Annotated in this window: 31 protein-coding genes; 17 read left to right on the plus strand and 14 right to left on the minus strand. The window is 69.2% G+C overall.

Features of this window, described 5'->3' with window-relative positions; genetic code table 11:
- Positions 1 to 100 precede the first annotated feature (100 nt).
- Genes ABIE44_RS08995 through ABIE44_RS09010 form a run of 4 tightly spaced genes read left to right on the plus strand, consistent with a single transcriptional unit; the run spans position 101 to position 3,405 of the window.
- On the plus strand, positions 101 to 391 hold the full coding sequence (locus ABIE44_RS08995) for a GNAT family N-acetyltransferase (RefSeq protein WP_209719249.1): 291 nt from the start codon (positions 101 to 103) through the stop codon (positions 389 to 391).
- A complete protein-coding gene (locus tag ABIE44_RS09000) occupies positions 388 to 1,284 on the plus strand; it encodes an SDR family NAD(P)-dependent oxidoreductase (RefSeq protein WP_209719246.1) in 897 nt (298 codons plus the stop codon). The genes ABIE44_RS08995 and ABIE44_RS09000 overlap by 4 nt, the downstream gene beginning before the upstream one ends.
- 48 nt (positions 1,285 to 1,332) lie before the next feature.
- Positions 1,333 to 2,622, plus strand: coding sequence for an MFS transporter (locus tag ABIE44_RS09005; RefSeq protein ID WP_209719243.1), 1,290 nt, complete (start codon positions 1,333 to 1,335; stop codon positions 2,620 to 2,622).
- Between the two features lie 33 nt (positions 2,623 to 2,655).
- Positions 2,656 to 3,405: a hypothetical protein gene (locus ABIE44_RS09010; protein WP_209719240.1), complete on the plus strand. Its 750-nt coding sequence runs from the start codon at positions 2,656 to 2,658 to the stop codon at positions 3,403 to 3,405.
- Positions 3,406 to 3,639: 234 nt separating this feature from the next.
- Here ABIE44_RS09010 and ABIE44_RS09015 read toward each other — a convergent pair whose 3' ends face one another.
- Genes ABIE44_RS09015 through ABIE44_RS09025 form a run of 3 tightly spaced genes read right to left on the minus strand, consistent with a single transcriptional unit; the run spans position 3,640 to position 6,501 of the window.
- Complete coding sequence (locus tag ABIE44_RS09015) at positions 3,640 to 5,097, minus strand: MMPL family transporter (protein ID WP_354437953.1); 1,458 nt, start codon at positions 5,095 to 5,097, stop codon at positions 3,640 to 3,642.
- Positions 5,009 to 5,839, minus strand: a complete 831-nt coding sequence (locus ABIE44_RS09020; protein ID WP_354437954.1) for an MMPL family transporter — start codon at positions 5,837 to 5,839, stop codon at positions 5,009 to 5,011. Before ABIE44_RS09020 ends, ABIE44_RS09015 begins: the two co-directional genes overlap by 89 nt.
- A gap of 38 nt (positions 5,840 to 5,877) precedes the next feature.
- Entirely contained in the window at positions 5,878 to 6,501 is a 624-nt protein-coding gene (locus ABIE44_RS09025; RefSeq protein WP_209719234.1) for a maleylpyruvate isomerase family mycothiol-dependent enzyme, read from the minus strand.
- A 71-nt stretch (positions 6,502 to 6,572) separates the two neighbouring features.
- On the opposite strand from ABIE44_RS09025, the gene ABIE44_RS09030 reads away from it, so the two are divergent.
- Positions 6,573 to 7,154, plus strand: coding sequence for a hypothetical protein (locus tag ABIE44_RS09030; RefSeq protein WP_209719232.1), 582 nt, complete (start codon positions 6,573 to 6,575; stop codon positions 7,152 to 7,154).
- Here the strand turns inward: ABIE44_RS09030 and ABIE44_RS09035 are convergent.
- Both ABIE44_RS09035 and ABIE44_RS09040 read right to left on the minus strand, forming a co-directional pair.
- Positions 7,138 to 8,568, minus strand: a complete 1,431-nt coding sequence (locus ABIE44_RS09035; protein ID WP_502912758.1) for a DUF7933 domain-containing protein — start codon at positions 8,566 to 8,568, stop codon at positions 7,138 to 7,140. The genes ABIE44_RS09030 and ABIE44_RS09035 overlap by 17 nt on opposite strands.
- A 20-nt stretch (positions 8,569 to 8,588) precedes the next feature.
- Complete coding sequence (locus tag ABIE44_RS09040) at positions 8,589 to 8,909, minus strand: hypothetical protein (RefSeq protein WP_209719225.1); 321 nt, start codon at positions 8,907 to 8,909, stop codon at positions 8,589 to 8,591.
- Between the two features lie 198 nt (positions 8,910 to 9,107).
- On the opposite strand from ABIE44_RS09040, the gene ABIE44_RS09045 reads away from it, so the two are divergent.
- The 8 genes from ABIE44_RS09045 to ABIE44_RS09080 all read left to right on the plus strand — a co-directional run bounded on the left by ABIE44_RS09045 (position 9,108) and on the right by ABIE44_RS09080 (position 14,465).
- The gene (locus ABIE44_RS09045; protein WP_209719222.1) at positions 9,108 to 10,469 is read left to right on the plus strand and encodes an RNA polymerase sigma factor; all 1,362 of its coding nucleotides are present in this window, start codon (positions 9,108 to 9,110) and stop codon (positions 10,467 to 10,469) included.
- Between the two features lie 6 nt (positions 10,470 to 10,475).
- Positions 10,476 to 10,736, plus strand: a complete 261-nt coding sequence (locus ABIE44_RS09050; RefSeq protein ID WP_209719220.1) for a hypothetical protein — start codon at positions 10,476 to 10,478, stop codon at positions 10,734 to 10,736.
- Positions 10,737 to 10,838: 102 nt separating this feature from the next.
- Positions 10,839 to 11,429, plus strand: coding sequence for an RNA polymerase sigma factor (locus tag ABIE44_RS09055; RefSeq protein WP_209719217.1), 591 nt, complete (start codon positions 10,839 to 10,841; stop codon positions 11,427 to 11,429).
- A gap of 10 nt (positions 11,430 to 11,439) precedes the next feature.
- Complete coding sequence (locus ABIE44_RS09060; RefSeq protein WP_209719215.1) at positions 11,440 to 12,669, plus strand: lipase family protein; 1,230 nt, start codon at positions 11,440 to 11,442, stop codon at positions 12,667 to 12,669.
- Positions 12,670 to 12,729: 60 nt separating this feature from the next.
- Entirely contained in the window at positions 12,730 to 13,266 is a 537-nt protein-coding gene (locus ABIE44_RS09065) for an RNA polymerase sigma factor (RefSeq protein WP_209719212.1), read from the plus strand.
- Positions 13,259 to 13,714 (plus strand): hypothetical protein, encoded by a 456-nt coding sequence (locus ABIE44_RS09070; RefSeq protein ID WP_354437955.1) that lies wholly within the window; start codon positions 13,259 to 13,261, stop codon positions 13,712 to 13,714. Before ABIE44_RS09065 ends, ABIE44_RS09070 begins: the two co-directional genes overlap by 8 nt.
- A gap of 2 nt (positions 13,715 to 13,716) precedes the next feature.
- The gene (locus tag ABIE44_RS09075; protein WP_354437956.1) at positions 13,717 to 13,857 is read left to right on the plus strand and encodes a hypothetical protein; all 141 of its coding nucleotides are present in this window, start codon (positions 13,717 to 13,719) and stop codon (positions 13,855 to 13,857) included.
- Positions 13,858 to 14,066: 209 nt separating this feature from the next.
- Positions 14,067 to 14,465 (plus strand): GatB/YqeY domain-containing protein, encoded by a 399-nt coding sequence (locus ABIE44_RS09080; RefSeq protein WP_209719206.1) that lies wholly within the window; start codon positions 14,067 to 14,069, stop codon positions 14,463 to 14,465.
- Between the two features lie 129 nt (positions 14,466 to 14,594).
- Here the strand turns inward: ABIE44_RS09080 and ABIE44_RS09085 are convergent, their stop codons facing one another.
- From ABIE44_RS09085 to ABIE44_RS09100, 4 genes are all read right to left on the minus strand, one after another.
- A complete protein-coding gene (locus tag ABIE44_RS09085; RefSeq protein ID WP_209719203.1) occupies positions 14,595 to 15,221 on the minus strand; it encodes a response regulator in 627 nt (208 codons plus the stop codon).
- Entirely contained in the window at positions 15,218 to 16,636 is a 1,419-nt protein-coding gene (locus ABIE44_RS09090; protein ID WP_209719200.1) for a sensor histidine kinase, read from the minus strand. Before ABIE44_RS09090 ends, ABIE44_RS09085 begins: the two co-directional genes overlap by 4 nt.
- A 37-nt stretch (positions 16,637 to 16,673) precedes the next feature.
- Positions 16,674 to 17,231: a hypothetical protein gene (locus tag ABIE44_RS09095; RefSeq protein ID WP_209719197.1), complete on the minus strand. Its 558-nt coding sequence runs from the start codon at positions 17,229 to 17,231 to the stop codon at positions 16,674 to 16,676.
- 103 nt (positions 17,232 to 17,334) lie between these two features.
- The gene (locus ABIE44_RS09100; protein WP_209719195.1) at positions 17,335 to 17,832 is read right to left on the minus strand and encodes an FBP domain-containing protein; all 498 of its coding nucleotides are present in this window, start codon (positions 17,830 to 17,832) and stop codon (positions 17,335 to 17,337) included.
- A 420-nt stretch (positions 17,833 to 18,252) separates the two neighbouring features.
- Here ABIE44_RS09100 and ABIE44_RS09105 point away from each other — a divergent pair, with 420 nt between their 5' ends.
- The 4 genes from ABIE44_RS09105 (at position 18,253) to ABIE44_RS09120 (ending at position 20,179) form a co-directional block, all read left to right on the plus strand.
- Positions 18,253 to 18,846 (plus strand): RNA polymerase sigma factor, encoded by a 594-nt coding sequence (locus ABIE44_RS09105; RefSeq protein WP_209719192.1) that lies wholly within the window; start codon positions 18,253 to 18,255, stop codon positions 18,844 to 18,846.
- Positions 18,847 to 19,107: 261 nt separating this feature from the next.
- Positions 19,108 to 19,686, plus strand: coding sequence for a hypothetical protein (locus ABIE44_RS09110; protein ID WP_354437957.1), 579 nt, complete (start codon positions 19,108 to 19,110; stop codon positions 19,684 to 19,686).
- Between the two features lie 67 nt (positions 19,687 to 19,753).
- Positions 19,754 to 19,915 (plus strand): hypothetical protein, encoded by a 162-nt coding sequence (locus ABIE44_RS09115; RefSeq protein ID WP_209719186.1) that lies wholly within the window; start codon positions 19,754 to 19,756, stop codon positions 19,913 to 19,915.
- 81 nt (positions 19,916 to 19,996) lie between these two features.
- Entirely contained in the window at positions 19,997 to 20,179 is a 183-nt protein-coding gene (locus tag ABIE44_RS09120; RefSeq protein ID WP_209719183.1) for a hypothetical protein, read from the plus strand.
- Between the two features lies 1 nt (position 20,180).
- Here the strand turns inward: ABIE44_RS09120 and ABIE44_RS09125 are convergent, their stop codons facing one another.
- The 5 genes from ABIE44_RS09125 to ABIE44_RS09145 all read right to left on the minus strand — a co-directional run bounded on the left by ABIE44_RS09125 (position 20,181) and on the right by ABIE44_RS09145 (position 25,436).
- Complete coding sequence (locus ABIE44_RS09125) at positions 20,181 to 21,056, minus strand: prepilin peptidase (protein WP_354438380.1); 876 nt, start codon at positions 21,054 to 21,056, stop codon at positions 20,181 to 20,183.
- On the minus strand, positions 20,969 to 22,630 hold the full coding sequence (locus tag ABIE44_RS09130; protein ID WP_354437958.1) for a hypothetical protein: 1,662 nt from the start codon (positions 22,628 to 22,630) through the stop codon (positions 20,969 to 20,971). Before ABIE44_RS09130 ends, ABIE44_RS09125 begins: the two co-directional genes overlap by 88 nt.
- A 477-nt stretch (positions 22,631 to 23,107) precedes the next feature.
- Positions 23,108 to 23,755 carry a PulJ/GspJ family protein gene (locus ABIE44_RS09135; RefSeq protein WP_209719172.1) on the minus strand — a complete coding sequence of 216 codons (648 nt, stop codon included), beginning with the start codon at positions 23,753 to 23,755 and terminating at the stop codon, positions 23,108 to 23,110.
- Complete coding sequence (locus tag ABIE44_RS09140) at positions 23,752 to 24,231, minus strand: type II secretion system protein (protein ID WP_209719169.1); 480 nt, start codon at positions 24,229 to 24,231, stop codon at positions 23,752 to 23,754. The genes ABIE44_RS09135 and ABIE44_RS09140 overlap by 4 nt, the downstream gene beginning before the upstream one ends.
- A complete protein-coding gene (locus ABIE44_RS09145) occupies positions 24,231 to 25,436 on the minus strand; it encodes a type II secretion system F family protein (protein WP_209719166.1) in 1,206 nt (401 codons plus the stop codon). Before ABIE44_RS09145 ends, ABIE44_RS09140 begins: the two co-directional genes overlap by 1 nt.
- Positions 25,437 to 25,438 lie beyond the last annotated feature (2 nt).

The following is a 25,438-nucleotide window of genomic DNA, read 5'->3' on the forward strand; positions in this document are numbered from 1 at the left end:
TCATGGATATCAGCAGTTTGCGAGGTCGTAAAGGGAGGGCGATCAGGAGATGACTTCCCCGCGTCACGCGTTTGAAACGTTGCTGAGTAGCGTGGTCCCCATGAGCGATGTCGAGGTCTCCAACAACACCGAGCTGAGCCGCTACGAGGCGCACGTCGACGGTCGGCTGGCCGGTTTCGCCGAGTACCACCTGCGCGGTTCGTCGATCGTCTTCACCCACACCGAGGTGGCCGACGAATTCGAGGGTCAGGGCATCGGCGGCGCCATCGTCAGGCAGTCGCTCGACGAGATCCGCGCCGCGGGCCAGTACGACGTCGTCCCGATCTGCCCGTTCTACAAGGGGTGGATCGGCAAGCACCCCGACTACGCCGACCTGGTCCACCAGCCGTGAGCTTCAAGCCCGCCGACCTTCCCGACCTCTCCGGGAAGATCGCCGTCGTCACCGGCGCCAACTCCGGGATCGGCTTCCACGCCTCCCGGCACCTCGCCGACCACGGCGCCCGGGTCGTGCTCGCGGTCCGCGACCTGCAGGCCGGCGCCGAGGCTGCCGCGAAGATGCCCGGCGACACCGAGGTCGAGCACCTCGACCTGGCCTCGCAGGCCTCGGTCGCGGCCTTCGCCGAGCGCTGGACCGGTCCGCTCGACCTGCTGGTGAACAACGCAGGCATCATGCGGCCGCCGGCGTACCGGGAGACCGAGGACGGCCACGAGCTGATGTTCGGCACCAACCACTACGGACACTTCGCCCTGACCGGTCGGCTGCTCCCCGCGCTGCTGGCCGCGCCCGCCCCGCGGGTCGTCACGATCGCGTCGATCGCCCACCTGGGCGGGGACGCCGGCGTCGTCGACGCGAACCCCGAGGCGACCTACGACGCCAACAAGTACTACGCCCAGAGCAAGCTCGCGAACCTGATGTTCGCCCGTGAGCTGCACAAGCGCGCCGCCGCTGCCGGGAGCCCGTTGACCTCGACGGCCGCCCACCCCGGCGTCTCCTCGACGGGCCTGATCATCGACCCCGACGGCATGGGCGCGAACTGGATCTTCCGCACCGTCGGACCGTTCATCCTCCCGCTGCTCTTCCAGCCGGCGGCCGCCGGAGCGAACCCGACCCTGTACGCCGCCACGCTGGCCGAGCCCGGGTCCTACACCGGACCGCAGTGGATCGGCGAGAGCCGCGGACCGATCGGACCCGCCCGACTCAACCCGTACGCCGAGGACGACGACCTCGCTGCCCGCCTCTGGAAGGAGAGCGAGGCTGCGACCGGGGTGACGTTCGCGTTCTGAGCCGGTAACTCGCTCGCGGTTGTCGGTCGCGGCGGTGACACTGAACGCATGACCGAGCAGGCCGAGGTGACCCAGCAGGGGCGTCCGCTCCCCCGCGCACTGACGCCGTTCCGGTCTCCGTCGTACCGCAAGCTCGCGCTGGCACTGGTGCTCCAGACGCTGGCGGCCGGCGTCTGGGTGGTCGCGCTGGTCTGGGAGGTCATCCGGATCGGTGGCGGACCGGGACAGCTCTCGATCGTCTCCACCTGCGCCGCGGTCGGCGTGGTGCTGCCGGCCCTCCTCGGTGGCGTGGTCGCCGACCGCATCCCGCAGAAGTCGATCCTGCTCGTCGTCGCGACCATCGAGCTCGCCGGGATGGCCCTGGTCGCGCTGCTGTCCCTGACCGGCACCACCGAGATCTGGCACCTCGCGGTGGTCTCGTTCGTCAGCGGCGCCGGGATGGCGTTCTACTACCCGGCGTACTCGGCGTGGCTGCCCGCCATGGTCGCCGAGGAGGACCTGCTCGCCGTCAACGGATTCGAGGGCATGGTCCGCCCGACCATCGGCCAGGCGATCGGTCCCGGCCTCGCCGGGGTCATCGTGGGCGCCGCGTCACCGGGCAGCGCCTTCACCGTCGCCGCGGTCTGCTCCGCCGCCGGGGTGCTCGCCCTCGCGGTGGTGCCGAAGACACCCGTACGCCGCGACCTGGAGGCCCTCACCGAGCAGCACCCGGTCGCCTCCGCGATCAGCGACATGGCCGAGGGGTTCCGCTACATGGTGCGCACGCCCTGGCTGCTCGCCACGCTGCTGTTCGCCTCCCTCATGGTCCTGGTCATGATGGGTCCGCTCGAGGTGCTGGTGCCGTTCCTCATCAAGGACAAGCTCGGTGGCGGCCCGCGCGACCACGCCCTGGTGCTCGCCGCCTTCGGCGTCGGCGGCGCTATCGGCTCGATCATCATGGCGTCGCGCCCGATGCCACGGCGCTACCTCACGGTGATGAACCTGATGTGGGGTGTCGGCTGCGTTCCGTTCGTCGTGATGGGCGTGACCTCGCACATCTGGGTCGTGGTCGCCTGCGGTTTCGTGCTCGGCGTGCTCTTCTCCGGGCCGATGGTGATCTGGGGGACACTGCTGCAGCGCCGGGTGCCGCCCGACCTGCTGGGACGGGTCGCCTCGCTCGACTTCTTCGTCTCGGTCAGCCTGATGCCGGTGTCGATGGCGCTGGCCGGTCCGGTCGCCGACCTCATCGGTCTGCGCACGACGTTCTTCATCGCGGGCATCGCGCCCACGGTGTTCGCGGTCGCAGCGATCCTGCTCTGGCGTCTGCCCGAGGACGAGATCGCGAACCCGCTGACCTAGGCATCGCCCACCGGTGCGGCCTAGGCTCCGGCCATGTCGACTCAGACCGGCCTCGCCGTCGCCGCGATGACACTGAGCATCGCGAGCGTGGTGCTGTCCGGCTGGTTCACGAACCGCTCGATCAAGATCCGGCACGAGCTGGAGGACCAGCGCGAGCGCGACCTCCGGCAGGCGACCGCGCAGGAGGCGGCCGGCCGGGTCTACGAGCCGCTGGCGCAGGCGGCCGCCGAGCTGCAGTCACGCATCTACAACATCGTGCGGACCGGGTGGGTGCCGCTGGTCGAGCGCTACCAGTCGCATGGCGACTACGTCGTCACCAGCACCTCGTTCCTGTTCGCGCACTACTTCGGCTGGATCGAAGCGCGCCGCCAGGTGGTGCTCAGCTCCAGCGGCGAGGGCGACCGGGACCCGAGGGTCTCGAAGCTGATCCACGCCGTCCGCTCCACGCTCCGCGAGAGCCAGTACGACGAGGGATTCCTGTTCTTCAACGTCGAGCAGCGCGCGATCGGCGAGCTGATGTTCAGCTGGGACGTCATCGAGGACATCGGCCGCCTCCCTCGGGTGATGGGGTACGCCGAGTTCGTCGCGAAGTTCGAGAAGGACGAGTCGTTCCGCCGCTGGTTCAAACCGGTCGTGGCCGGCATCGAGCACATCGCGGAGTCCGAGAACTACGGGCGCCTGATCGAGATCCACGCCGAGCTGATCGCGCTGATCAAGGAGCTGGACCCGAAGAACAGGTACACGACCCGCTACGAGCTTCGACAGATCAGCCCCGAGAGCTGATCCGTACGACGGGGCTAGCGCCCTGCCGGAACTGCCGGTCGAGGCGCCGTGGGCGCATCGAGGTGTGCGACGACGAACTCGCAGGCGATGCCGAGCACGATGAGGAAGAGGCCGATCCCGAGTCCAATTGCCATGGTGAGCTCCTGGCGGACAGTGCACGGGAAAACCCGTGGCGGCTGAGTTCTACGGTCCTCCCGTCACTACCCGAACACCCGCAGGTCATGCGGCGTGTCGTCAGACTGTTTCCGGGGCCCGGGTCGGGGTCTCGTCGTGCAGGACCGACGGGGGAACGCGCAGGACCTTGGCGACCCAGTCGGGCAGGTACCAGTTCCACTTGCCGAACAGGGAGACCAGGGACGGCACCAGGAGCGACCGCACGACCGTCGCGTCGAGCAGGATGCCGACACCGAGTCCGGTCGCCATGATCTTGAGATCCGTCCCGGGTCCGGAGGCGAGCGCGGCGAAGGCCAGGAACAGGATCAGCGCAGCACTCGTGACCAGCCGGCCCGTGCGTCCGATCCCTTCGATCACGGCCTCGTCGGTGTTGTGCCCGTTGTCGTACTCCTCGCGGATCCGGGCGAGGATGAACACCTCGTAGTCCATGGACAGCCCGAAGAGGAACGCGAACAGCATCAGCGGCACCCAGAAGGTGATCGCGCCCGTCTCCTGGATCCCGAAGAGCTCGTCGGACCCGAAGCCGTCCTGCCAGAACAGGCGCATCGCGCCGTACACGGCCGCGAGCGAGACCAGGTTCAGCAGGACCGCCTTGAGCGGCAGCAGCAACGACCGGAACGCGCGCACCAGCAGCACGAACGTGAGCAGCGTGATGATGGCGAGCACCAGCGGGAAGTTGCCGTAGACGCCGTGCAGGAAGTCGACCTGCGCCATGCCGAAGCCGGTCACCCCGATCACGCCGGGCAGGTCGTCGGCGACCTTCTTCACGTCCCGCACCGGCTCGACGGTCTTGCTGTTGACGGTCTCGTCCTCGGGGATCACCAGCACGACGGTCTTGCCGTTCTTCTCGCTGGTCCCGCTGGGCACCAGCGCGCGCTCGATGCCGTCGACCTCACCCAGCTTCGTCGCCACCGTGGTGGCCTCGTCGGTGCCGACGAGCACCTCGATCGGCGTGAGCGAGCCGGTGGAGACCCCGCCCTGCTCCAGCAGCTGCACGGTGTCGTACGCCGGCCCGTTCTTGGCCAGCGAGTCCGAGGACGGCGCACCGATCTTGATGCCGGCGAACGCCACGATCAGCGCGCCGAGCAGGAGGAACGCCCCGCCCGCGGCGAACCAGCGGCGGCGGACGACCATCGCGGCCCACCGGCTCCAGAACCGGCTGGCGGTGTTCTCGTGACGGACCTTCGGCCAGTCGATCTTCGGGCCGATCCCGCCGAGGATCGCCGGGGTCAGTGACAGCGTCACCGCGACACTCGCGAACGGGATCAGCGCACCACCCATCCCGATGCTGCGCATGAACGGCACCGGCAGCACGACCAGCGCCAGCAGGCCGATGGCGACGGTGATGCCGCTGAAGAGGACTGCGTGCCCGGCGTGCTTCATCGCCTCGACGACGGCGTCGTGGTTGTCCTTGCCGTGGTCGCGCTCCTCACGCCACCGGGTGACCAGGATCAGCGAGTAGTCGATCGCGACACCGAGGCCGATCAGCGCGACCAGGAACTGCACGATGAAGGACACGTCGGTCGCGTAGGTGAGCGGGAGCAGCAGCAGGAACGTCGTCAGGATCGAGACCCGCCGCGATGAGGAGCGGCAGCAGCGCCAGCAACGACGCGAACACGAACGCCAGCACCGCCAGCGCGCCGACGGCGCCGATCAACGTCTCGACCAGGACGCCCGGTCCTGACTGCTCGTCGCCGACGGCCAGCGGGTCGATACCCGTCACGCCGGCCTTCGCCCCCGGGAGGGACTTCGCGATCGACGCGTCGACCGAGTCCTGGATCCGGTCGGTGGGCACGACCGAGGTCGCGTCGCGGGGGAACGGGTAGAACACGTAGGCGAAGGTGGTGCGACCGTCCTTCGTCGTGAACGCCGGGTCGCCCGCGGGGTTGGTGACGTCGACGGTGTCGGTGAGGTCGACGACCCGCACCGGCTGCGCGTCCTTCTCGCCGGGCTTCGACGGCTTCGCGAGGTCGGGCACGAGCTGCTCGAACGCGGCGTGGATGGCGGCCTTGTTCTGCTCGACCGTCTCGCCCTTCTTCACCGTGATCGAGACCAGCGCCGGGCTGGTGTGCCCGCCGTTGCCGTAGTTCGCGACGATCAGGTCCGCGGCCTTCGTGCCGGGCTCACCGGGCAGCTTGAAGTCGACGGTCATCCGCTCGGTGACGGTCTGGGACACGGCGATGCCGCTCGCCATGATCACCAACCAGAAGGCCACCACCCACTTGCGGTGGCGGAGGACGATTTCGGCCCAGCGTTCCATCAGGGACTCCTGTGATCGGGGTGCTGCAGGGAGGGAGGTCAGCGGCCTCGGGAGCGGAGGGTCTCCACCCCGGGGCCGGTCAGGTCGTCGCACGTCGAGGAGCGCCCGGTCATGGCCATCACCAGGGACAGCATCGGCCCGGCGACCTCCTCACCCGTACCGTGCCGGAAATCGGCGTCGGTCGCCATCAGGGACAACCCTGAGATCCTGGTCTTCGTCCCGATCAGAGCGTTCGAGGTCTTGTAGAACTCGGCGACCTCCTGCACGGCGTCGCCGGGGTAGGTGTGCGCGATCCCGAGCGGTCGTCGGATGTCCTCGGCGTGCACGATCACCTCACCGAGCCAGGACTGCTTCGGTCCGGGCGGAGAGGTGGTCAGGTCCTGGACACCGCGGAAGTTGGCGAGGGTCGCGACGTTGCCCGGACCGAGGTGCTTGTCGATCTCGTTGTTGGCGAAGCGGTTGATGCTGAACCCCGAGCGGGCGAAGGAGCTGACGAACCGGCGCGGCGTCAGGCGTGCGGTCGCGGTCAGGTGACCCACCACCCGGCGCACGGTCCAGTCGGTGCAGAGGGAGCGTGCCTTCCACTGCTCGTCGGTGAGAGCGGCGAGGTCGTCGGCGAGCGCGCCCCGCTCGGCCGCGATCACGTTCCACAGGTCGACCATCTGCTGATCCTCCCGAGGTGCCACCGGTGGGGCAAGACGCTGCGTGTGAATCTCTCGTTACGGTGACCCCCGTGAGCCTCTCCTGGAACACCCGCAGTCTGCTGTTCGCCCTCGGTGCCGTCGCCGGCCTGGTCGGGGACCGCGTGCACGTCGACACCTTCACCACCCGGTACGCCGACTCCGCCGTCCCGGTCATCGGCAGCAGCCCGTTGTGGTTCCCGCTCGCCACCGGCGTGGCCACCGTGGTGCTCGCCGAGACGCGGCTGCGACTCCCGAGCCCGCGGACCGACCGCAGCCTCCAGCAGGGCATCGGAGCGGTCGCGGCCGTGCTGGCGATCTACGCGCTCACCGGCATCCTGCACGGGTCGTCCCTCTTCTCGGTGACCGTGCTGATCCTCGCGCTGAGTGCCCTGACCTGGGCGACCTTCGGCGACGTCCAGGCGGCGTACGTCGGTCTCGTCGCTGCCCTGGTCGGCCCGGTGCTGGAGATGATCGGCGCGGCAACGGGTTTGTTCTCGTACGCCAGCGACGCGGACAGCCTCGGCGGTGTCGCTCCGTGGTTGCCGGGCCTGTACTTCGCGTTCGGGGTCACCGCCGCCGTCCTCGGCGAGCTCGGCGCTGCACGCACCCCGCGGGTCAGCGCAACCGGGTGACCGTCCGGACGTCGACCGAGGAGACGCCCGGCCCGCGAGCCGCGGTCGTGCGACGCACCACGCCCCGGCGGACGTCACCGGCGCTCGGCACGTACGGCGCGTGCGCCCGGCACGCGACCGTCCGCCCCGGCAGCACCGGACCTGTCGGGCAGACCACGGGTCCGGCGGTGTCGTCGACGACCCAGATCGTCGCGATCCGGGAGGGCCCGGTGTTGGTGACCTCGAAGGTCCACTCCACCTCGACGGCGCTGACCGTGCGTGCCGACGTGCGGAGCTCCAGCACCGGCCGCACCTGCAGCGTCGCCGAGCCGACCGGCTCGAGACCGGCGGCGTCGTGGAGATACCCGGCGCCGATCACGGACGACCCGGGCACCGAGGCACGCACCCGCAGCGAGAACGTGCACAGCTCCTGACCCTCGGCCAGTGATCCGTGCAACCGCAGCGTGCTCGCACCCACCGCGGTCAGGTCGGCGTCGGTGCACGTGGTGGCGAACGCCGGGACCGCGTCCACGCGCAGGCCGGCCGGCAGCTCGTCGATCACGGAGAAGCCCGGCTTGGTGCCGGCTTCGGAGGTGTTGAGCACCGTGAACGTCAACGTGCTGGACCCGCCCGGGGCAACCGACGTCGGGCTGAAGCTCGGCCGCAGCGTCGGCGTGACGTCGAGCAGGGCGAGGTCGTCGATCGCCCCGTCGTTGCCGGTGCCGCTGCCGTTGGCGTTGCGGAGGTGGAGACCAGCGGTGCGACCGGGGACGAGCACGGCTCCGGTCCGGTGCTCTCCGACGACGACCGGTCCTGGGCCCGCGCATCCGTCGAGCGGCTCTCCGGTCTCGTGCGGGTGGCCCGCCCCGTCGACGACCTCGATCCGGTAGCGCGGCCCCGGGTGGTCGCAATTCACCGCCGCCGTCCTCAGCCGGACCGCCAGGAAGTGCGCGTCCGCACCGGACGGCAGCGCGATGGGCTGCCGGGTGCCGAGCACGAGGCGGTCAGCGCCCGGATCGGCACCGTCGGTGTAGCCCGCGAGCGCGTGGTTGGCTGAGCGCTCCCCGACCGGGCCGGTGCCCAGCGCCCGTGCCAGCTCACGGATCTGGGCGAACGCCGCCGCGTTCGACGCCGCGGACTTCTCGGTGCAGGTGGTGGCGGAGACCTCGGAGGCCGGCATCGCGTGGGCGACCACGTCTCCGTTGCACGCGGTCGTCCAGGCCGGGTCGGCGGCGTACCGGCCGGACGCGGTGACCAGCGTCGGGCTCGGACCTCCGTCCTCGAAGTCCTCGCGGAACAGCACCCGCTCCGCGGCTGGGCTCGAGACGGACCTCACGAGCGCGGCGCCCTGCGCCCGGCTCGGCCCGCTCGCAGTACCGGTCACCACGGCCGCTCCTACCAGCGCCACGATCGTCGTGACGCGGGCGACATCCATCCTTGTCACGACGCTCGCCGTCACGTCGCGGGGACCACCGCGATCTCGAACGGGCAGACCCCGCTCCCCGGTGTGCAGGTCTCGAGCAGGTCGTAGGCGACGGCGACCGCCTCGCTGCCGCCGGCGTACGGCCCGTGGATCTCCATCCGCTCGCCGTCGACCTCACGCAGCACCACGACGTGCGGGGTGTGCACGTCGGGCTCCTGGGCGCACCGGACGATCAGCGCCAGCACGTCCTCGGGGGCGAGCCGGTCGAAGTCCGGGACGGCGTACAGACCGGTGCCGTGCGGCCACTCGTCGGACGGCCGGCGTCGTTCGCCCGAGCTCGCCAGGTCCTTCATGCAACTACTCCTCGCTAGCGCCCGAGGACGGAGGGGATGGCCGGGGGTGGCATCCCCTCCGTCCGTGCCGGGTTGTGGGCCCCGGCACATGAACCCGATGGGCTTGCCGACCCGGGTTCACAGGTCCCAGACGCTCCCGCGGGGCGGTTGCTTACGGTGCCGCCATAAGGGAAAGCGACGCGACACCGTCAGTCCCGTATGCACCCCGGCCCCTCGAGTCACCCGACCGCCACCGACCAGGAGCTCTCCGAGCAGGCCCGCGCCGGCGACGCCGAGGCGTACGCCGAGCTGTGGCGCCGCCACGAGGACTCCGCCCGCGCCTTCGCGATCACGCTCGCCGGGCACGCCCACGCCCAGGACTTGGTGAGCGACGCGTTCGCGCGGGTGTGGTCGGCGATGTCGCGCGGCGGCGGACCGACCCAGGCGTTCCGTGCGTACCTGATCATGACGATCCGGCACGCGCACGTGGACCTGATACGTCGCGACTCGGGGACCACGCCGGTCGGTGACCTGGAGGCCCTCGACCGTGCCGACCACGCTCCCGGCCCGGACGAGCGGGTCGTCGAGAGCGCGGTGATGGAGAAGGCGCTCAAGTCGCTGCCCGAGCGGTGGCAGACGGTGCTCTGGCTCTCCACGGTGGAGGACGCCTCGCACGACCAGATCAGCGAGCTGCTCGGCATCAAGCCCAACGCCGTCGCCGCGCTCGCCTTCCGGGCGCGCGAGGGACTGCGGCACGCGTACTTCCGCGAGATGGAGTACGACCACGAGCCCGAGAAGCGGTCGAGCGTGCGAGGGCTGGTGATCCTCCCGCTCGCGGCGTTCGCCAGCCTCTCCCCCGACGCGTTGGGCCGGTACGTCGACAGCCTGCCGCTGCTGTCACCCCGGCCTCCGCAGGGCTGGTCGTCGGGCGCGACGGTCGGCGCCGGCGTCGCGGTGACCGCCACCGTCGCCGCGGTGGCTGCCCTCGCGCTCGGGCTCGGCGGGCCCGGGACGGACTTCCAGGCACCTGCCCGGCCGACGCGGGCGGCTCCGACCGCCGCCGTCACGGCCCCGCCCGTCACTACACCGCCCGTCACTACCCCGCCCAGGGCGACTGCCCGGACGACGAGCACGCCGACGAGCGCCTCGGCCGCTGCTCTCCGGACCGACGGGCCGGTCCGACTGGCCCGTCCCGTCCCGGTCTCGATCTCCGGGACCGCGTCTCGGTGGACCCACCTGGAATTCCCGATCAAGGGTGCTGCCGGCGCGGTCCAGGTCCGTGTCGAGGTGACCGGTGCCGGTGCGACCTTCGTCCACCGGGAGCCCTCCGCCGGCGGTTGGCGCTGCCGAGGGGTGCGGCAGCACGTCGTCTGCTCGAGCCACGTCGTCCCACCGGCCGAGGTCACCCGCTTCGCGCTCGACGTGGCACCCGACGCACGGCCGGTCCTCGTCGAGGTCCGCGTCCGCCGTACCGGGGAGAAACGCTGGAGTTCCGCACGCACCACGGAGGTCGCGTCATCGACCACCCCCGACGGGCGTCTGGGCCGGGAAAGGAATCACGACCAGGAAGGGAACGGGTGAGTCCCGATGGAACTGAGCGGCTCCGACTTCCAACGCCTCTCGGCCAGACTGCTCGAGGCTGAGGCCTGGGAGCGCGTCCGGGAGGCCGACCTCCCTCACATCGTGTCGTGCTGCGACGTCGTCACCGGTGCCGTCGACTACGCCGGTCCCTACCCGAGCCGCCTCGAGGCAGAGCTAGCCGCCGGCCTCGAGCGCGACCTGGACCGCGACTGCGACGAGCGGCTGCGCTTCAAGATCGCGCCCCTCTACCCACCGGTCGGCTGCTGAAAGCAGGTACCTGCCCCGTGGAAACACGCAATTCGGCGGATGTGCCGGGTACCCCGCCGATCGAAGACTCGTGGTGCACCGGAAACAAGGGGGAGCTGCACCATGAGGAACACCATCGCCTGGGACGATCTCGACGACGTCCGGATCATCGTCGCGCTGCGGGAACGTCTCGACCCGGCCGGGGTCGACGTGCTCTACCGCCGGCACTCCGAGAGCGCGCGGCGCTGCGCGCGCGTCCTCGCCGGCCCCGACAACGTCGACGACCTCGTCTCGACTGCGTTCACCAAGGTGCTCGGCATGATCCGCGCCGGGAAGGGGCCTGACCGCAACGTCGGTGCCTACCTCAACGCCGCGGTCCGGTCCGCGCACTTCGACCTCGTGCGGCGCGAGATCCGGCAGCGGCGGCTGATCGAGGAGGAGCTCCGTCGGCAGGTCCCCGACGAGGCCGAGATGCCCGGGCCCGACGTGGAGCCGGCCGATCACCTCGTCGACCTGCGCCGCGCTTTCGGTGCTCTGCCGGAGCGGTGGCAACGGGTGCTGTGGTGGTCGGAGGTCGAGGACCGGAGTGCCGCCTGGATCGGGGAGCGGCTCGACCTCACGCCCAACGCGGTCGGTGCGCTGGCCTTCCGGGCCCGGCGCGGGCTGCGTGTCGCCCACCTGCAGCAGTCCGGCCAGCGGGATCCCTGGGACTAGCCTGAGGCGCATGCCTCGGACCCTGCGACGCACGAGCGGCCTTCTCGCCGCCTCCCTGACGCTCCTCGGGAGCGCGCTCGTTGCAGCGCCGGCACCCTCGGTCGCCGAGGTCGCGGTCGACTTCTACACGCCTCCGACCTCGTTGGCCGGCGCCGTGCCCGGCGACGTGGTCAAGGAGGAGCACACGGTCGTCAAGGCCGAGCCCACCGGCCTGATCGGTGTGCCGGTCACCGCTCGCCGGATGATGTACGTCAGCACCAACCGTGCCGGCGAAGCCGTCGCGGTCACCGGCACCGTCCTCACCCCGGTCGCCCGCTGGAGCGGTCGGGGCGAGCGCCCCGTCGTCGGGTACGCCGTGGGGACCCAGGGCCTCGCCGACCGCTGCGCGCCCTCGAAGCAGATGGCACTCGGGACCGAGTACGAGATGCCGTTCATCGAGCTGATGCTCGCGAAGGGCTGGTCGCTGGTGATCACCGACTATCCCGGTCTCGGAACGCCCGGTGACCACCCGTACGTCCAGCGGGTCGACCTCGGCCACGCGGTCCTCGACGCGGTCCGCGCCGCGCGCAACCTGAGCACCGGTGGCGTCAGCCGTACGGCGCCCGTCGTCATCTCCGGGTACTCCGAGGGCGGCACCGCAGCGGCCGGCGCGCTCGAGCTCCAGCCGACGTACGCACCGGACGTGCAGCCGGTCGCCGGGTTCGTGGGGGCTGCCGCCGCCGACTTCGTGATGCTCGCGCACCACCTCGAGGGCAACCTGCAGTCCTTCCTGCTCGGTTACACCACGATCGGCCTGCGGGTGAGCCGGCCCGACCTGCCGATCGACTCCTCCCTGTCGGCGTACGGGAAGCAGCGGTTCGCCCGGCTGAACGACACCTGCATCCCGGACGCGATCGCGACCCAGCAGTACTTCCCCACCCGGAAGATGACGACCGACGGCAGCACCATCGAGGAGCTCACCGCCCGGCCCGAGTTCGCCGCCGCGCTCGCGGACATGAAGCTCGGCCGGACCGCGCCGACGGTGCCGGTGATGCTCGGGCACAGCGTGCTCGACGAGGTCCTGCCCTACCGGCAGGCGGTGAACCTGAATCGTGACTGGTGCGCGCGGGGCGGGCAGGTGAAGTTCGTGCCGACCCTGGTCCCCGAGCACATCGGCGGATCGATCGGCCTGTACCCCGCGGCCGTGACGTTCCTCGACGACCGGTTGAAGGGCAAGCCGTTCGTGAGCACCTGCCGGTGAGCCGGTGGAGACCGGGCGAAAGACCACCGCACGTGCCGGACATGGGATGACGTGACCTCCGTGGACCAGACCCAGGACGCGCGACGTGCTGCGTTCGAGCAGGTCGTCGGCGAGGTCGTCGAGCCGCTGCGGAGGTTCCTCGCGCGGCGTACCGACCCGTCGACGGCCGACGACGTGCTCGGCGACGTCCTCCTCGTGCTCTGGCGACGCCTCGACGGGCTCCCCTCCGACCCGCTCCCGTGGGCGTACGGCGTCGCCCGCAACTGTCTGGCGAACGCCGAGCGCGGTGCACGTCGGCAACGGCGGCTGGCGAACCGGATCGCGATCGTCGACCCGCCTGTCGAGGTGGCGCCGACCGACGAGGCCGACGAACGGGTGCGCGAAGCGCTCGCCGCGATGAGTGAGCGCGAGGCGGAGCTGCTCCGGCTGTGGGCCTGGGAGCAGCTGGCGCCGGCCGAGATCGCCACCGTGCTCGGCATCAGCGCGAACGCCGCGAGCATCCGGCTGCACCGGGCGCGGGGGAAGTTCAAGCAGCAGCTGCGAAAGATCGACGAGGTCACCGGACATGAAGGACCGAAGGGAGCGAACGATGACTGACGACGACCGGCAGATGCTCGGCCGGGCCGACCCGGCCCGTTCGCTCGCGCCCCTCGACGCGACCGCGTTGAACGAGCTCCTGGAGGACACGATGGGCCAGAACGAAGACACGAACCCCGACGGCAGGCGAAAGGTGGTGCTGCTCGGCGCAGCCGCCGCGGCTGTCGTGGCGATCGCCATCGGTGTCGGGATCACGTTGGACGACGACGGCGAACCTCCCGAGACCGGCGACCGCCCGGATGTGACGAGCTCGACCGTCACCGAGCTGAGCGCCCGCCCTGCTCTCGGCAAGTGCATGGTGCCGTCACCCGAGACGGCCGCAAACCAGGATGTCGCCTTCGAGGGGCGTGTTGTCTCGGTCAAAGACGGGCTGGTCACTCTCGACCCCCCACCCGGTTCTACACGGGAAGGGCCACCGACCGAGTCACCGTCAACGAGCCTGACCTGAACATGAGCGAGCTGCCCGTCGATTTCCAGGTCGGCCAGAACTACATCGTCGGCGCCACCGACGGCAACGTGTCGATCTGCGGGCTGAGCGGCCCCTCCAGCGAGGAGCTGCGCGCCCTCTACGACGCCGCGTTCCCGAGGTAGCCGCCGAGCGGGCACAGATGTCCCACCCCCGTACGCCGAGCGGGCACAGATGCCCCGCCCCCGTACGCCGAGCGGGCACAGATGTCCCACCCCCGTACGCCGAGCGGGCACAGATGTCCCACCCCCGTACGCCGAGCGGGCACAGATGCCCCACCCCCGTACGCCGAGCGGGCACAGATGCCCCACCCCCGTACGCCGAGCGGGCGCAGATGCTCGCCCTGGATGTCGAGATCACTACCCTCAACGCCATGGAGACCAGCCTCGTCGAGCGCCTGCGCGCCGACCTGACCCAGGCGATGCGCGACCGCGACCGGGACGTCGCCCAGGTGTTGCGTACGGTGCTCTCCGCCATCGCCAATGACGAGGCACAACCGGTAGGCGACGCGGAGCTGCCTCTGGTCGAAGGCCCGATCGCCGGAGCGGTCCACGGCCTCGGCGCCGCTGAGGTCGCGCGTCGCCTCCTCACCGAGGAGGACGTGCGCGGCATCGTGGACGGCGAGCGGGCCGAGCGGCTCAACGCCGCCGCCGACCTCGATGGGCACGGTCAGGTGCATGCGGCCGATGCACTGCGTGCGGCAGCTGCCGTACTCGACCGCTACCTCGCCTGAACATCACGAGCGGACATCTGCGTCCGCTCGGCGCGACCTGGCAAGACATCTGTGCCCGCTCGGCGCGACCGCGCGGGACATCTGTGCCCGCTCGGCGCGACCACGCGGGGCATCTGTGCCCGCTCGGCGTCAGGGGCGCAGGTTGGCGCGGGCCCAGAGCGCGGCACTGGTCCGGTCGGCCACGCCGATCCGGCGGAAGACGTTGCCGAGGTGCACCTTGACCGTGCGCTCGGTGATCCCGAGGCGACGTGCGATCTGCTTGTTCGCCAACCCCTCGGCCACCAGGTCGAGCACCTCACGCTCCCGGGCGCTCAGCTCCGCGCCAGGCTCGGTACGGCGGGACGGCAGCAGCGCGCCCGCCACTCGCGGGTCCAACGGGGTGTGACCCTCGGCGGCGGACCGGATCGCGGCGACCACCTCGTCGGGCTCGCAGTCCTTGAGCAGGTAACCCACGGCGCCGGCCGTCAGCGCCTCGGTCACCCGGGCCTTGTCGGAGAACGAGGTCAGCATGACCACGGCGCCGGAGTACCCGTCGTCGAGGATCCGGCGGGTCGCCTCGATGCCGTCAGTTCCGGGCATCGAGATGTCCATCAGGATCACCGCCGGGGCGAGCGTTCGCGCCAGCTCCTGGGCCTGCACGCCGTCGGCCGCTTCGCCGACGACGTCGAGATCGGCGACAGCGCCGAGCAGGCCGGCGAGGCCGGTGCGGACGACGGGGTGGTCGTCCACGAGCAGCACGGAGATCGTCTCGCTCACAGCGTCAGCCTCCACCGACACCCGGCACCCGGCGCGGACGACACGGCCAGCTCGGCGCCCGACGCGCTGGCCAGGTCGGCGAGCACGCGCAGCCCGAAGTGGCCTTCCTCGGGGTGCCCCAGGACGGCCTCGGCGTCGAAGCCGATGCCGTCGTCCGCGATCTCGACCACGGCACCGGACCCCTCGGTCCCCGCGAGCCGGAGCCACACGTTCTGGGCTCCTGAGTGCCGGCGTACGTTCTGGAAGCACTCGTGCACGATCCGGAAGACGAGCCGGTCCGCCTCCGCGCCCAGGCCGAGGTCGGACTTGGGCAGTTCGAGGTGCACGTCGATGTCGCGCGAGCGCAACGTCGTGGAGAGGTCGCGCAGCACCTCGACGAGCCCGGCCGACTCGAGCGTCTCGGGATAGATGTCGACGAGCAGCGTGCGCAGTCCGCCGATGCTGAGCCGGAGGGTGTCGGCCGCGCCGCGGAGCTCCGTACCGAGCTGCTCGTCACCGAGTCCCTCGGCCCGCGACGCCGCGCCACTCACGGCGAAGGAAGCGCCGGCCAGCTCCTGGACGACTCCGTCGTGCAGCGTGCCGGCGATCCGCCGGCGCTCGTCGGCCGACGCGTCGACCGCGCGCTCCAGCAGGGCCTCACGCTGCCGCTGAGCTCCACGGACCCGGGTGAGCAGCTGCCAGAGCAGGGGGATCATCAGCGCGGTGAACACCAGCAGGCTGCTGACCGTCACGCCCGCGAACCCGCGCCACAGCTGCGAGGTGCGCTGGTCGACCTCGTCGTACGGCGAGTAGAACTCGAACAGCATCGGGGTGCCGTCGGGCGTCCACACCGGGCGGTAGGCCTCGAGCAGCTTGCCCTGCCCGCGTTCGTAGACGTTCTCCGGTTCCTCGAGGTCGGAGACCTCGGCCGTGGTGCGCGGGTGGACGAAGACCTCGCGCTCCTCCTCGTCCAGGGTGAACTGCCGTCCGATCAGCCGAGGCTCGTCGGAGTAGACGATCCTCCCGTCGCGGGACCACAGCTTCACCCTCATCAGCGACGAGGAGGAGAGGTAGTCCTCGAGGGCTTCCTGCAAGCTCGCGAGCGCGGCCGGGTCGCCCGTGACGATGCCGTTCTGCAGGGCGGGTTGCACGACGGCTTCGGCGAGCAGATCGGCAGTGTTCGCAGCGTCGTTGACCGACTGCCGCTCCGCGAGCGTCCGAGCGGCGAAGACACCGAGGACGCTGACGGCGACCAGGACGAGCAGGGCGATGCCGGCCACGGTGAGCACGATCCGGCGCGGTGCGGGCACGTCACCGTCGAGGTCGCCGCGCCGCTGCGCGACCACAACCCACGGCGCCCGCCCGGAGAGCTTCCGGGTGGCGCCGTCGTGGACGCCGCCCTCAGGGGCGCGCGCGTCCGGAGGATCGCTGGTCATGGAATCCATTGTGGGTGGTGGGACCTTGCAGGTCGGGTCAGTCGTCGGATCCGTGACCGCCGCTGCCGTGGTCGTCGTCGAGGTCGTGGTCAGCACCGTCGTCCGACCCGTGACCGCCGCTGCCGTGGTCGTCGTCCGCGTCGTGGTCAGCACCGTCGTCGGACCCGCCACTCTTGCCGCTGGAACCGCTCCCGCTGGACCCGTGTCCGCTGTTCGATCCCCGGTCGTTGTCGTCGTCGGAGTCGTCGCCCGCGGAGTCACGACCGCCGTGACCCGACCGACCACCGTGGTCGTCGCCTGCGTCGTGACCGGGACCGTCGTCCGACCCGTGGCCGCCGCGACCGTGGTCGTCGGGCGTCGGACCCGAGGTGGGCCCGCTCGTCGGACCGTCGGTCGAGTCGTCGCCGCGTCCGCGGTCCGGCGTACCGTCGTCGTCCGCCTCCGAGCTCGGGGTTGCCGACGGCGTACTGGTCTGTGCCTGCTCAGGGACCCGGACCGGGACGTCCCGGCTGAAGGAGTCGTTGCCGGCCATGCCGACGGCGGCCGGTACGCCGGCGACGAGGAGCGCGCCGGTCGCTACGAGGTACTTGATCATCCGAACCAGTCCTTACCAAGATCGTTGTTGCTGACTGGTCCTACGGTCCCTGCAGTGCGGTACGCACCGCCATCGGACCATGGTGCTAGTACCTCCCGGGACCTCAGTCCCGCAGCACCCGACGGACGAACTCGAGCAGGTTGCGCTGCAGACGCTCGACCTTCTGCTCGGGCAGCAACGTCTCGTGCGCCGTGCTCATGGCCGGAGCCGACCGCAGTCCTCGCGCGTACGCCGAGCACTCCAGCTCCGCGCAGATGTCCAGGCCCACCGTGTTGCCGTCGCGCCCCGACTTTCCGGCACGGGCGGCGACCATCAACGAGACGCCCTGACCCGAGTGCGTCGTGGTGCACAGCGAGCACATCTTGGCGCGGCGTCCGCCGGCGCTGGTGTTGCGACGGAGCACCAGACCGACCAGGCCGTGCTCCTCGGTGGGCACGACCAGACAGCTCTGCATCGGCGCCTTCGGGTCCACCCACCCGAGGAAGTCCAGGTCGGCCCACGGGCGCTCGTCGAGATCGAGCGGGATGTTCAGCCGCTTCGCGTCGCCTTTCGAGCAGTTGACGAACGACGCTCGTGCCTCGGCTTCGGTGATCGGTTCCACGTCTTGATTGTGCCTTTCGCAGTAACAGCGCCCGTCTCGACCTCGGTGTCACTGCACGTTCACGCATGCCTAGACATTCGAGACCAGATTCGCCGAGAGGGTTTCCTGCAACTGTTTCGTGGTGCTCTAATCGTCTCGATCGGGACCCGAGACCCGATCATGAACGCCCCGCCGCCTTTCGAGGCAGCGGGGCGTTTCTCGTTGCAGGGATGGAGATTCCGGACTTTCCGAATCGCCCACGAACTCGGGCTCGCAGCCGTAGGGTCGCCGCACCCGGGGAGGTCAGGCCACCCCCAGCGCCCGACCTCGGATGCCCCGCCACCCATCCCCGGGTGGCGGGGCGTTCGGGTTCACGGGAAACAAGCCTCGGCATCGGGGTTTCGACACCAAAGGTGGACGAATGGCGTAGAAACTTCCCTTGTGGGCCGACCCGTTGATCCTCTCGACGACGTCGTCAAGCGCATGCTGCGCGGTGACGACGAGGCCTTCAGGATCGTCTACCGCACGATCCAGCCCCGCCTCGAGCGCTACCTTTCCGGCCTCGTCGGAGTGAGCGACGCCGAGGACGTCGCCTCGGACACCTGGGCGCAGGCATGCCGGGACATGAGCTCCTTCAAGGGAGATGCCGACGGTTTCCGCGGCTGGATCACGACCATCGGCCGGCACCGCGCGCTGGACCACCTGCGCGCCAAGGGGCGACGGCCCCAGTCGGCCGGACCGATCGAGGAATTCCCGGACCGGCCGGCGGACGACGACGTCGAAGCCACCGTCGCCGCCCTGGTCTCCACCGCAGACGCCATCGAGCTGATCTCCTCGCTCCCCACCGAGCAGTCCGAGGCGGTGCTCCTGCGCGCCGTGATGGGACTGGACGCCAAGACCGCAGCCAAGATCCTGGGACGGAGCCCCGGTGCCGTCCGTACCGCCGCCTACCGTGGTCTGAAGACGCTCGCGGAGCGATCTGACAGGCCGTCCAGTGACAAATCTGGTGGAACGACCGCTGAGGAGGTGAGATGAGTATGCGACGCAAGCAGCGAGTGACCCGGAAGTCGGCGGCCCAGGCCCTCGACCGAACCGGCGTCTCCGGCGTGGACGAGGTCGACGCGATCCTGGCTGCGGCCACCGCTCCCGCGACCGGCTTCGAGCTGAACAGGGAAGCCGACGCCGTCGCGATGTTCCGGAGCACTCATCTCGCCGTTGCTCCTACTCCAGCGAAGGTCACCCTCGTGCAGCAGATCCGTCTCCGCATGGCCGCCGCGAAGGTTCTCGTCGCCGGTGTTGCCGTCACCCTCGTCGCCGGAGGTGGCGTCGCGCTCGCAGCGTCCCACCGGGAACCTGCCGGACTTCGTCCCCGGTGTCGACGGGCCGAGCCACTCGAAGTCGTCCTCTGCTCCGGGGCACAACAAGACCCCGAAGGCGCCCAAGCCCACCAAGGGACCGAAGTCGTCCCCCAGCCCGTCGCTCAAGGGCCAGTGCACCAAGTTCCAGGCCGGCGCGACTTCCAACCCGGGCAAGGCAGCCGACACTCCCGCCTTCGCGGCGCTAGTGAAGGCTGCGGGCGGCAAGGATAACGTGGCGGCGTACTGCACCGCGCTCATCGGCGCCCCCGGCACCAAGCCGACCGGCGGCCCGACCAGCCCGAGCGACAACGGCACGAAGCCGCCGAAGGCTCACCCGACCAAGAAGCCGCACCCGACCAAGAAGCCGCACCCGACGAAGAAGCCGCACCCCACGACGGGCGCCAACGCGACCAAGACTCCGAAGGCTCACCCGACCAAGAAGCCGCACCCCACGACGGGCGCCAACGCGACCAAGACGCCGAAGCCCACGAAGACGCCGAAGGCTCCGGCGAACTGACGCTCTTCCACGAAGGCGGCGATCCCAGGGGACGCCGCCTTCGTGGTTTCTCGAACGGAGCTCCACGATGGACGACGAACAGCAGAGTGCCGAGGCGGCTGAGCCGGTGCCGGTCAGTCCCTTGCAGGCCCTCCGCAACGGCCTGGGTCGCGTCAACGACCTGACCCAGCGCGACGTCGACCGCCTGATCGCCCGGCTCCGCGCGCGCCGTCAGATCCAGGACCTGTAGCCATGTCCTTTTTGTCCGATTTGTGGAACACTTGGACCAACGCCGTCACGGATCGACGGTCGGACAGCGGGAGGGAACCCCATGAGCGCAGCAGTCAGTCTCCACCACGACCTGGCCACCGAGACCCAGGCACCGGCGGCTCTCTCCGCGATCGCCGCCGCCGAGCGGAAGCTCGCCGATCTCTACGGCTACTGCGACAGACTCCACCAGGCCAACATCGAGCATGACCCGCACTCCTGCGTGCTCTGTTTCGAGCAGCGCTGAGTCACAGTCCCAGTGACCTGAGGTAGGCCTCCCCGAGGCCGCCTGCGCCCAGGACCGATGCGACGGCCGCTGCCAGCATGAACGGTCCGAACGGCACCGCCGTCTTGCGCCCTGCCCTGCCGGTGACCAAGAGCCCGATGCCGACCAGCGAGCCGAGCACGAACGCGCCGAACGCTCCCGTCAGGAACGCTCCCCAGGACAGGTAGCCGAGCATCCCGCCGACGACCCCGGCCAGCTTGACGTCGCCGAACCCCATCGCTCCCGGGGCCAGCATCGCGACGAGGAAGTAGAACGCGAAAAGGGACGCTCCTGCGACGCCCGCGCGCCAGAGCGCGTGGCCGTCCCAGCCGATCAGCAGCAGCCCGGCCAGCACCGGGTACGCCGGCAGCACCAGGGCGTTGGGGAGCCGGCGGACGTCGAGGTCGATCAGGGCGAGCGCGACCGCGAGGGCCGTGAAGGCCAGGTACGCCGCCAGCAGCCGCGGCTCGTCGGCGAACCTCGCGCCGATGCCGGCGAAGATCAGACCCGTGCCGAGCTCGACCAGGGGATAGCGGACGCTGATCGGCTCCTGGCAGTCGAAGCAGCGTCCGCGCAGGATGAGCCACCCGAGGACTGGGACGTTGTGCCGGTTCCGGATCGCGTTGCCGCAGTGCGGGCACGCCGAGGGTGGGTGCACGACTGACTTCCCGCGCGGGACTCGGTGCGCGACGACGTTGAGGAATGACCCCACCAGCAGGCCGAGGAGCCCGGCGAGAGCTGCGGCGGTGAGGAGCTGGGCATGGTCGGGGCTCAGCGGGTGTGGTCCCAGTTCAGGATACTCATCTGGCGATGCCCCGGGCCAGGTGTTCCGCCTTCGTCGAAGATCTTGACGCGTGATCTCAACGCCAAATTGGCCGGATCGACGCTGCACGTCGAACCAGAGCACACGTACACCGAGAGGCGAACCAATGTCGTTTCGAAACCGAAGCCTGGCGAATCGCTGGGAACCTCGATGACCGGATCGGTCTGACTCGAATTCCCGTTCCAGAATTGCAACGACACCTGACGTGCGACGACGCCGAACTTCATGATCTCGGAGGCTGCGTTCCCCAGCAGCATCTGGAGGTCGCCCTTGGGTACGTACGTCGTCCCCTGCACGTATGCCTTCGTCATGTTGTTGCCGTTCTTCATATCCAAGAACAGACAGGCTGGTGCCGTCCCATCGATGCAGGTGCCGACCTGACTCCTGAGCACCGGGAGGTAGTAGGTCAGGTCGAACGTGATCGCATCAACTTCGGTCACACCGTTCAGTTTCTTCGCGTTCGCCGTGTAGGCGACGGCGACATTGCCGAACCCGTTGTCGTGCACCTCCGTCTGTAAGGAGTTGAATATCGCAGCGTTCGTCGACCCGTCGAAGACTAGTTCAGTGGTCGTCGTCGACACCGAGGCGGGCACGGCAATCGCCGCGGTGGTCGACGACCCGATCGTGAGCTTCGCGCTCGAGGCCGAGTTCGCCGTCCCGTCGGCGTCCTTGTGGGTGATGCGCAGCTTGGCGGATTGCAGAATCGCTCCCGGAACCGGAGGTGGGGTAGCACCGCCTGGGGTGAATCCTTTCACTGTGAGGGTGGTCGTCTGTGCGTTCGCATTCGACGTCGTCCAGCTAGCCACGGAACCGCCGGGGGCGAGGCTGGTGGGGGTAGCGGTGCCCCCGAACGAGCCCGATGCCTGAACAGTGCCGAGAGTGAGCCCGGTGGCCGCAGTCGCGGTGGGAGTCTGCCCAGACTTCAGTCCGTAAATTGCGATCGGCGGCCTGTCCGGGTGATACGTCGCGCAAAGCTCTACGTCGGACTTCTGGTCGATGTAGATGCGGCTACTCCCGCCGAACACAAACTGCACACCCTTCGTGTTCACATTGGTAATCGGATTGCGACAGGCTCCCGGTACCGTCGCTCCGCTCGGGAGCTGAGCCAGGTTGTTACCGTTCGCGTCGACCGGGGTCCCGCCGACCACCGTCTTCCCGCTGATCGTCCAGACGTTGGAGCTCGCATCAAACACGTTGTCCGGGCACACGTTGGCGCATGCCTGGTCGTGAAAGTCGAAGTAGTAGTCGCCCGGTTTGAACCAAGCCGTCGAGCAAAGGTTGGTAGCCGCATTCAACTTCTTGGCGTTGTCGTAGTAGCCGGGCTCGAAAATCGCTACCCCGCTCGTGCACGAGGTTGGTGGGGTTCTCAGGTCAGGGACGGTGTTCCCCAACTCCGATGAGTAGTTCGGGTCTGGGACCGGAGTCACCCCGCCCCCGCAAAGTTTTGGCGACGCAGTGACCGTGGCGTCGCACGATCCGGTTGCTCGAACTCCACCTGCAATGACGTTCACCAGACCCTTGACCGACCCGTTGGCGTAGATGCCGCCGCGCACGAGGAGGCCGGGGGCCTTGCTCCCGGTAGCGTCGACGTCCCCGGCAAGCGCGACCACTGCGTACCCCGGCTTGTTGCTCGACGCTGACCGGAACTGCGAGTCCCCGTTCGCCCGTATCGTTCTCAGGCTCACAGACGACGACGGCCGACATCGTCGACTGCGTCTCTGCTCGGCCCTTGTCATCTAGCGATGTGATCTGCGGGATGAGACCGTTCATCGGCAGGGTGCCCGGAGACGCGTTCGTGGCGTTCGGCCCGAAGCAGCCTGTGTTCTCAGCGTTGGTGTAATACCAAGGCGTGTTTGGTTGATCCAGCCGGTACCCAGTGCGAAGCGCGTTGACCGCGACCTGGGTCGCCGCCTCAGCTGTGTAGGACTGTCGTGCGACATCGCGCAGCTTGACCGCCGCTCGAAGACTTCCATTGCCTTGCGTCAGAACGACGCCCGTGACCAGCGCGACCGCCGTCACGACCAAGATCGCGATGATCAGAATCGCGCCTTCATCATCGAGGCGCCGAGCCCTCTGGTCGGGTGTCGTCATGACTGCCTCAATTCACCGGTAAGCGTGATTTCGTAGCTCGAGCTGTTCTTATCGTCGGGATCCATCACCGAGAGCGGGAGGTCCACATAGTTCGGTCCGCCAGCAGATCCTGGGACCCCGGTGCAGGGCACGCCGCAGCTTGGCACAGGGACCGCCTTCAGGTTGCTGGCCACTTTCGCTCGGGGCCCGTGCATGACCCCCGCGTCGCATCGCACGCGGATCAGGTCGTAGACCTGGCCGTCCTGCTGGGCGTAGTAGCTGACGCTGATCGTTGTCGTCGGTGCGAGCGAGTCCAGCGACCCGTACCTGCTCCAAGCCAGAGAAATCACGCGAGTCCCTGCCAGCTGACATGCAGCAGGAGTCGGTGTGTTGATCGAGGGAAGCAGAGGGAAAGTTTTGCTGGTTGTGTCGTAACTATCACGCAGGCCGACGCTGGCGACGTCGCGTTGCCAGTAAGCCGCCACGAGCTGCACATCCTGGGATTGGGTAAGCCGCGCCTCCGTGGCGGTTGTCGTCCGCAAATACACGACAACCACGTTCGCGAGTGCGGCCACGATGAAGCCAACGATAGATACGGTGATGATCAGTTCGATTAACGAGAAGCCAGACTGATCGTCTGAGGTCCGACCGCTCCGCCGCCTCACGCGCATGACGTTCCCTTGCCGCAGTTCTTGCGCACTACGATCGTGAGGAACTCCGTGGCGCCCGTTCCACTTCCGGTGCTAACGACCTTGATGCGCAGCCGTTGCACTCCCTTGTCGCCACACGGCGACCCACTCGCAAACACAGCGCCCGTGGCGGTCAGGAGTTGAACGCTCTCCACCGATGCCGAGTAGCCCGGCGGCTCGGTGTACCCGACGGTCGAGGGTTTGTAGCTGTCGGTTGCAGCGCAGGGGACGTAGTTCCCGTTCGTCTTCAGGTAAGACTCAATCTTCTCGGCGTAGGCACGCACGTAGGCGCCCCCTGACGTCTGCTTTCGATTGATGTCTGATGCGGTCGCCGCAAGCTGCAGGCCAGCCAGAATGGCGACAGCTGCGATACCCAGAATTCCGAGCGCGACGAGGACCTCGACGAGGGACTCCCCACGCTCGTCTTTAACCCGCCTTCGCATCGCGAGCATCAGACGTCCACCTGGGTGAACACGCCGTACATCGCCGAGACGAGCGCCACTGCGACGAAGCCGACGACGAGACCCATGGTGATGATCACCGCCGGCTCGAAGAGCGCCGTGAGCTTCTTGATCTTGTAGTCGAGCTCGACCTCGTAGTACTCGGCAGTGACCTCGAGCTGGCTGTCCAGGGAGCCGGTCTCCTCACCGACGCGCAACATCTGCGTCGCCGAGCCCGGGAAGAGCCGCGTGCGCGCCAAGGGCGATGCGATGCCCTGCCCCTCGAGCATCGAGTCTCCGACCTCGGTGAGCCGGCGGATGTAGACCCGGTTGCGCAGCGACTCGGTGGCCACCTTGAGCGCGTCCGGCAGGTTGACACCTGCGCTGACCATGGAGGCCATCACCCGGCAGAACCGTTCGACCAGGGCGTACTGGATGGTCTCGCCGAGAACCGGAACCTTGAGCAGGAACGCGTCCCGGGCGTAGCGCCCGCCGTCGAACCGCAGCACGACCCACCCGATCAGCACGAGGAGAACAACGCCGCCGGCGAGCGCCCACCAGAAGGCGCCGAGGAAGTCGGTGACCGCGAGCAGCATCCGGGTCGGCAGGGGGAGCTCGGCGTCCAGGTCGTTGAAGAAGTCCTTGAACTTCGGCAGCACGTACACGGCGAGGACGACGACGGTCACCATCGACATGGCAGCGATCACCAACGGATAGGTGAGCGCGGACTTGATCTTCCGACGCGCCTCGAGATCCCGTTCCAGGTACAGCGCGAGCCGGGCCAGCACGGTGTCGAGCTCGCCGGTGAGCTCGGCGGAACGCACGATGCCGCGGTAGAAGTCCGGAAAGATCTTCGGGTGCCGGTCGAGGCAGTCGGAGAACCGGTCTCCCGACCGGAGCCCGTCCTCGATGTCGTTCATCATCCGACGGACCGAAGAGTTCTCGGACTCGGCCCCGATGGAGTGCACCGCGTCCAGGATCGGCAGACCGGCACGCAGGAAGGCTGCCATCTGCCGAGACAGGTGCATTACCTCAGCCTTGGTGATCCGCGGCCCGGTGATCTCCATCTGGAGGATGCTGACCTTCTCGGTCACCTTCAGGTCGCGCAGCTCCTGCTCGTAGAGCGCCACCTCGGCATCGCCGCGGCTTCCGGCCTTGTACGTGCCCTTCACGGCTTCCCCAGCCATGTTGCTGCCGACGTAGGCGTACTTGGGCATCG

The sequence above is a fragment of the Marmoricola sp. OAE513 genome, assembly GCF_040546585.1.
Lineage (GTDB): Bacteria > Actinomycetota > Actinomycetes > Propionibacteriales > Nocardioidaceae > Marmoricola.